Source organism: Streptomyces sp. E2N166 (genome assembly GCF_003671715.1).
Taxonomy (GTDB): Bacteria; Actinomycetota; Actinomycetes; order Streptomycetales; family Streptomycetaceae; genus Streptomyces; species Streptomyces thinghirensis.
Genome location: NZ_RAIF01000012.1, coordinates 601,317 through 607,275, shown reverse-complemented (window position 1 = coordinate 607,275; position 5,959 = coordinate 601,317). Strand labels below are relative to the sequence as shown.

Genomic DNA, 5,959 nt, shown 5'->3' with positions numbered 1-5,959 from the left:
GGGGGCTTCAGTGTGGGGTGGGGTCGGCGGGGTGGGGGCCCGCCGGTCTCAGGTCAGGGACTTCTGCGACGGGACCACGACTCCGTAGAGGTCCTGGACCGTGGCGAGGGCGGCCTCGTGGACCTGCTGCGCGGGAATGCCGTTCGGGTTGCCCTTCAGGGGCAGCGGCCGGGTCGCCGAGGCGTCGGCGACGACGGTCGGCGCGTTGCCGTTGAGGAACGCGCCCTGGGCGGTGAACAGGGTGCACATGTTGGTCATGAACCCGGCGACGATGACGTTCTTGTTCCCGGCCTTCTTGACCTGCTCGGCGAGATCGGTGCCGTGGAAGGCGTTGGGGACGCTCTTCTCGACGACGGGCTCGCCCTTGGCCGGCTTGAGCGCCGGAATGATCTGGCCTGCCTTCGACTTCAGGTCGTAGCCCTTGTCGACGATGTGGATGACCGGCGTGCCCGCCTCGCGGGCCCGCTTCAGCAGGGCTTCGGCGTTGTCCACCGCCGGCTTCCACCCGTCGAGCTCCATCACGCCCTCGGTGTAGGTGTTCTGGTAGTCGACCAGGATGAGGGTGGCGTCGGAGAGCGTGGCCGGGGTCTCGCCGAGACCGTTGAGCTTGCGCAGAGTCGTCGTGTCCTTCGCGACGTTCTTCTGGGCGGTGGCGGCGGCCGACGGCTTGTCCTCGGAGGTGGCGGCCTCGGAACTCCCGCCGCACGCGGCGACGGTGGCCGAGAGGACGGCGGCGGTGGCGAGGGCGACGGCCGGGCGGAGCAGCTTCATCAGGAGATCTCCTTCTGGGACGGGACGACGACCCCGTAGAGGTCGGCGATGGTGGCGAGGGCGCTGTAGTGCACCTGGTGGGCGTCCAGTTCGAGGCCCGCTACCGGCAGCGCGCGGGTGGCGCTGGCGTCGGCCACGACGGTCGGGCGGTTGCCGCGCAGGAAGGCGCCCTGGGCGGTGAAGGCCACGCACATGTGCGTCATGAACCCGGCGATGACGAGGTCGCTGTTGCCCGCTGCGTCGACGTGCTCGGCCAGGTCCGTACCGACGAAGGCGTTCGGCGCCTTCTTGACGACGACGGGCTCGCCGTCGACCGGTGCGACGCTCGGGTGGATGGCGCCGATCTCGGCGCGGATGTCGTACGGTGTGCCCTCGCCGCCGTCGTTGACGACGTGGATGACCTTCGTGCCCTCCTGGCGGGCCCGTGCCAGCAGTTGGGCGGCGGCGTCGAGTGCGGCCTGCCAGCCGTCCAGTTCCATGACGCCGGTCGTGTAGGTGTTCTGGTAGTCGACGAGGACCAGGGTGGACTCGGCGAGCTTCGCGGGGGTGTCGTCGAAGCCGTTGAGCCGGCGCAGCGTCGTTCTGGGCATGGGAGGTCGCCTAACGTGCTTGTCGGGGGAGGCAGTTCACCGGTGCGGTGACCTGTGTCCATGACGCTATGGCTCACCGCCGGGTGTCGGCAATGTCGTCTAACATGCAGAAACCGACATGGCTGTCGCCGAGCTTGGGAGTGGGACCTTCTTGAGCACCGTCAGACGACTGATCGTCATAGTCCTCTTCGAGGACGTCGACCTGCTCGACGTCACCGGACCACCGGAGGTGTTCTCCCTCGCCCGGCGCGAGACGGACGAGGCGGCGGGCTACGAGGTGGTCCTGGCCGCCGAGACCATGGCACCGGTCACCACGGGCGCCGGGGTCCGGGTCCTGCCGGACACCACCTTCGACGAACTGGCCGGGCTGCCCGCCCGGAGCATCGACACCCTGATCGTGCCCGGCGCCGTCGAGGTGGACGACCAGCGCCGCGTGCACCCGCTCACCGATCCCGCGGTGGTGGAGCGGGTGAGGCAGCTCGCCGGCCGGACCCGCCGGGTCACGTCCGTCTGCGTCGGCGCGCACATCCTCGCCGCCGCCGGACTCCTCGACGGCAAGCGCGCCACCACCCACTGGTCGACCGCGCGGCAGCTCGCCGAGGACCATCCGGCCGTCGAGGTCGACGCCGACCCGATCTTCATCCGGGAAGGCGACGTGTGGACCGGCGCGGGCATCAGCGCCTGCCTCGACCTCTCACTCGCCCTCATCGCCGACGACCTCGGCGAGGAGGTGGCGCTGCGTGTCGCCCGGCAGCTCGTGATGTACCTGAAACGGCCCAGCGGGCAGAGCCAGTTCAGCGTCCCGCTGGAGCAGGTATCGACGACCCGGCGCATCGAGGACCTGCGCCACCACATCATGCGCAACATCGCCGAACCGCTCACCGTCGCCGACCTCGCCGCGTGCGCCCACGTCAGCGACCGGCAGCTCACCCGGATCTTCAAGACCGAACTCGGCACGACCCCCCACGCCTACATCGAATCGGCCCGCGTCGAGGTGGCGCGCCACCAGCTCGAATCCACCGACGCCACGCTGGAACGGGTCGCCTCCACGTGCGGCTTCGGCACCGTGGACACCCTGGTCAGGGCGTTCCGCCGCCGACTCGACACGACACCGACGGAGTACCGGCGCCGGTTCCGGACGGGCCCCGGCTGAGGGCGGCCCGAAGCGACGCCGACGTCGTATACGCAGACGTATGCTCCCGGCATGGGTGATGCCCTGGTCCACCGGGCCTACTTCGAGACGGAAACCCGCCTGTGGGCGCCCACGGTGTCCCTCCTGGAGGCGGACCGTGAGTCTCTCGGAATCGCCGAGCACGTCGGGCAGCTGGAAGTCATTCGCACGGTCGACCTGGACTGTCCGGCCGTGCTGGCGGTCGCCCGGTTGAGCCGCGACGGTGTGCCGCCGGGGATCGGGGCCGCGATCCACGCCGCCCGCCACCTGCCGGAGTGGGGCGCGGACGCGCTCGTCGCCACCGTGGAGCCGAAGGCGTACGAGGGGCGCGGTCTGCCCGTGCTCGACCTCGACCGCTGACGCGCGAGCACCTGAACGCACGAAGGCGGCGGCCCCGGGGATCAGGGGGCCGCCGCCTCCGGTAATGGGGGAGCGGGGTGCGGGCCGGGTCAGTACCAGCCGTTGGCCTGCCAGAAGCTCCAGGCGTCGCAGGCGCCGCCGTAGCGGTCCTTCATGTAGTCCAGACCCCACTCGATCTGGGTGGCCGCGTTGGTCTTCCAGTCGGAGCCGGCCGAGGCCATCTTCGAGCCCGGCAGGGCCTGGACCAGGCCGTAGGCGCCGCTGGAGGAGTTGGTGGCGTCGACGTTCCAGTCGCTCTCGTGGTCGACGATCTCGGCGAAGCACCGGTACTCGGCCGAGTCGCCGATCATCTTCTTCGCGGTCGCCTGCGCCGAGGAGGCCGGCGTCGCGGCCTGCGCGGGCGCGGCGGCGATCAGCGTGCCGCAGGTGGCCGCGGCCAGGGCGGCACCGGCGAGGGCCTTCTTCGGGGTGGCGGCACTGCGGAGGAGGGAAGCGGCGGTCAACGGAGGGCCTTTCCTGGGGGACAGGGGGCGTCGGCGCACACCCGCCGGGCATGCGTCGGCGCCGCTGCCCGAGAGGGCGTCGGCGCCTGGCGACTGGTTCAGGGAAACAGGCGGGCCAGCCGTCCGCAATCATCCCTTTTGCTAACCGTGGTCGTAGGTGACGCGGTGGGGAGCAGGCCGGCGGCCGGGTGTTCCGCCCGTCGGCTACGGCCCCGCTTCGTAGGTGAACCCCGTCACGTGGGACGGCTCACCCCGTCGCCTTCTCGAACGTGACCGGGGTCTCGAACGCCGCCCGGCGGGTGGCCCGGCGCAGTGCCTTCAGGACCGGGGTGCCGAGCGCGAGGGTCAGCACGACCGTCACGGCGGCGCGGCCGCCGTCCCAGCCGAGGGACGTGGCCAGGCAGAACGCGAGGAAGCGGGCCAGGTTGTCGGGGACCGACGCGTCCGGGTCGAAGGCGATGTTCGAGGCGAGCGTGTTCATGAAGGTCCAGCCCGCCAGGTTCATCACCGTGCCGTAGGCGAACGCGGCCAGGAAGCCGTACGCGGCGAGCAGGAGCAGTTCCGGGCGCCCGCGCAGGCGGTCGGGGAAGGGCAGCAGACCCGCGCCCATCGTGAACCAGCCCATCGACAGCATCTGGAACGGCATCCACGGGCCCACCCCGCCCGTGAGCAGCGCGGACGCGAACATCGTGACCGAGCCGAGGACGAAGCCGAAGCCCGGACCGAGCACCCGGCCGCTGAGGACCATGAGGAAGAACATCGGCTCCAGACCGGCCGTGCCCGCGCCGATCGGACGCAGCGCCGCGCCCGCCGCCGCCAGGACGCCGAGCATCGCCACGGCCTTGGGGCCGAGACCCGACTCCGAGATCGTCGCCGCGACCACGGCCACCAGCAGCACCAGCAGGCCGGCGAACAGCCACGGCGCGTCCTGGGCGTGCGCGTTCAGCGAGGCGTCCGGCGGGGCCAGGAAGGGCCAGCCGAAGCCGGCCACGCCCACCGCGCTGACCAGGAGGAGAGCGGCGACCGAACGGGGGCCGAGGCGGACGGCGCGGGCCTGGCGATCACGTCGGGGACCGGTCATGCCAGCGCCTCCCGGACCTGTGCGACGGTCAGCCACTTCCGCGGGGCCAGCACCTTGGCGACCTGCGGTGCGAAGGACGGCGAGGCCACCACCACGTCCGCCGCCGGACCGTCGGCGATCACCTCGCCCTCGGCGAGCAGCACGACCCGGTGGGCCAGCTCGGCGGCCAGCTCCACGTCGTGCGTGGCCAGCACGACCGCGTGCCCCTCGGCGGCCAGCCCGCGCAGGATGCCCGCCAGCCGGGCCTTCGCCGCGTAGTCCAGGCCACGCGTCGGCTCGTCCAGGAGGAGCAGGGGCGGGCGGGCGGTGAGCACGACGGACAGGGCGAGGGTGAGGCGCTGGCCCTCGGAGAGGTCGCGGGGGTGGGTGTCGTCGGTGACGCCGGGGAGCAGCTCGGTGAGCAGGGCGCGGCAGGTGCCCGGGTCCGCCTCCGCGTCCCGGTCGGCGGCCGCGCACTCGGCGGCGACCGTGTCGGCGTACAGCAGGTCGCGCGGCTCCTGCGGGACCAGGCCGACCCGGCGCACCAGGTCGCGGGGGGCCGTGCGGTGCGGTACGGCGTCGCCCGCGCGGACCGAACCGGCGGACGGTTCGACGAGGCCGACGAGCGCGGAGAGCAGGGTGGACTTTCCGGCGCCGTTGCGGCCCATCAGGGCGACGGTCTCGCCGGGGGAGACGGTCAGGCCGACACCGCGCAGTGCCTGGATCCCGTCGCGGCGGACGGCGAGGGAGCGGACCTCGGCGGCGTACGGGGTGGGACCCGAAGGGACTTGCGGGGACTTCCCGCGGCGGCGCCAGCGGGACGCGGGGGCGGGCCGGAGCGCGGGAAGGGGCGGGAGCGTGGCGGTCGTCGGCGTGTGGTCCGGAATCTCCCGGTCGGCCAGCCGGTCCCGCAGCGGGGCCGCGCGGCGGCGGGCGTCGCGGATCGTCAGCGGCAGCGGGGACCAGCCCGCCAGCCTGCCCAGGCCCACCACCGGCGGGTACACCGGGGACACGGCCATCACGTCCGCCGGAGGCCCGAGGAGCGGCGCCGCGCCCGGGGACGGGAGCAGGACGACCTGGTCGGCGTACTGGATGACGCGCTCCAGGCGGTGCTCGGCCATCAGGACCGTCGTACCGAGGTCGTGGACGAGGCGCTGGAGGACGGCCAGGACCTCCTCCGCCGCGGCGGGGTCGAGCGCGGAGGTCGGCTCGTCCAGGACCAGGACGTCCGGGTGCGGGGTGAGGACCGAGCCGATCGCGACCCGCTGCTGCTGACCGCCGGAGAGGGTGGCGATGGGGCGGCCGCGCAGGTCGGACAGGCCCAGCAGGTCGAGGGTCTCCTCGACGCGGCGGCGCATCACGTCCGGGGCCAGCCCGAGGGACTCCATGCCGTAGGCCAGCTCGTCCTCGACGGTGTCCGTCACGAAGTGGGAGAGCGGGTCCTGGCCGACCGTGCCGACGACATCGGCGAGTTCGCGCGGCTTGTGGGTGCGGGTGTCACGCC

The 5,959-nt window shown here is 72.8% G+C and carries 7 protein-coding genes; 2 read left to right on the top strand and 5 right to left on the bottom strand.

Features of this window, described 5'->3' with window-relative positions; all coding sequences use genetic code 11:
- Positions 1-48 precede the first annotated feature (48 nt).
- The gene (locus tag EBH09_RS10500) at positions 49-771 is read right to left on the bottom strand and encodes a cysteine hydrolase family protein (protein WP_121746734.1); all 723 of its coding nucleotides are present in this window, start codon (positions 769-771) and stop codon (positions 49-51) included.
- Positions 771-1,361 carry an isochorismatase family protein gene (locus EBH09_RS10495; RefSeq protein ID WP_121746733.1) on the bottom strand — a complete coding sequence of 197 codons (591 nt, stop codon included), beginning with the start codon at positions 1,359-1,361 and terminating at the stop codon, positions 771-773. Before EBH09_RS10495 ends, EBH09_RS10500 begins: the two co-directional genes overlap by 1 nt.
- Positions 1,362-1,512: 151 nt before the next feature.
- Between EBH09_RS10495 and EBH09_RS10490 the strand changes: the two genes are divergently transcribed.
- The gene (locus tag EBH09_RS10490; RefSeq protein ID WP_121746732.1) at positions 1,513-2,514 is read left to right on the top strand and encodes a helix-turn-helix domain-containing protein; all 1,002 of its coding nucleotides are present in this window, start codon (positions 1,513-1,515) and stop codon (positions 2,512-2,514) included.
- Positions 2,515-2,565: 51 nt separating this feature from the next.
- A complete protein-coding gene (locus tag EBH09_RS10485) occupies positions 2,566-2,892 on the top strand; it encodes a hypothetical protein (RefSeq protein ID WP_238697263.1) in 327 nt (108 codons plus the stop codon).
- An 89-nt stretch (positions 2,893-2,981) separates the two neighbouring features.
- Here EBH09_RS10485 and EBH09_RS10480 read toward each other — a convergent pair whose 3' ends face one another.
- The 3 genes from EBH09_RS10480 to EBH09_RS10470 form a co-directional block, all read right to left on the bottom strand.
- On the bottom strand, positions 2,982-3,395 hold the full coding sequence (locus EBH09_RS10480; RefSeq protein WP_121746731.1) for a transglycosylase SLT domain-containing protein: 414 nt from the start codon (positions 3,393-3,395) through the stop codon (positions 2,982-2,984).
- Between the two features lie 247 nt (positions 3,396-3,642).
- The gene (locus EBH09_RS10475) at positions 3,643-4,476 is read right to left on the bottom strand and encodes an ECF transporter S component (protein WP_121746730.1); all 834 of its coding nucleotides are present in this window, start codon (positions 4,474-4,476) and stop codon (positions 3,643-3,645) included.
- Positions 4,473-5,959, bottom strand: a 1,487-nt coding sequence (locus EBH09_RS10470) for an ABC transporter ATP-binding protein (RefSeq protein ID WP_121746729.1), incomplete at its 5' end; no start/stop codon positions are given. The genes EBH09_RS10470 and EBH09_RS10475, both read right to left, overlap by 4 nt.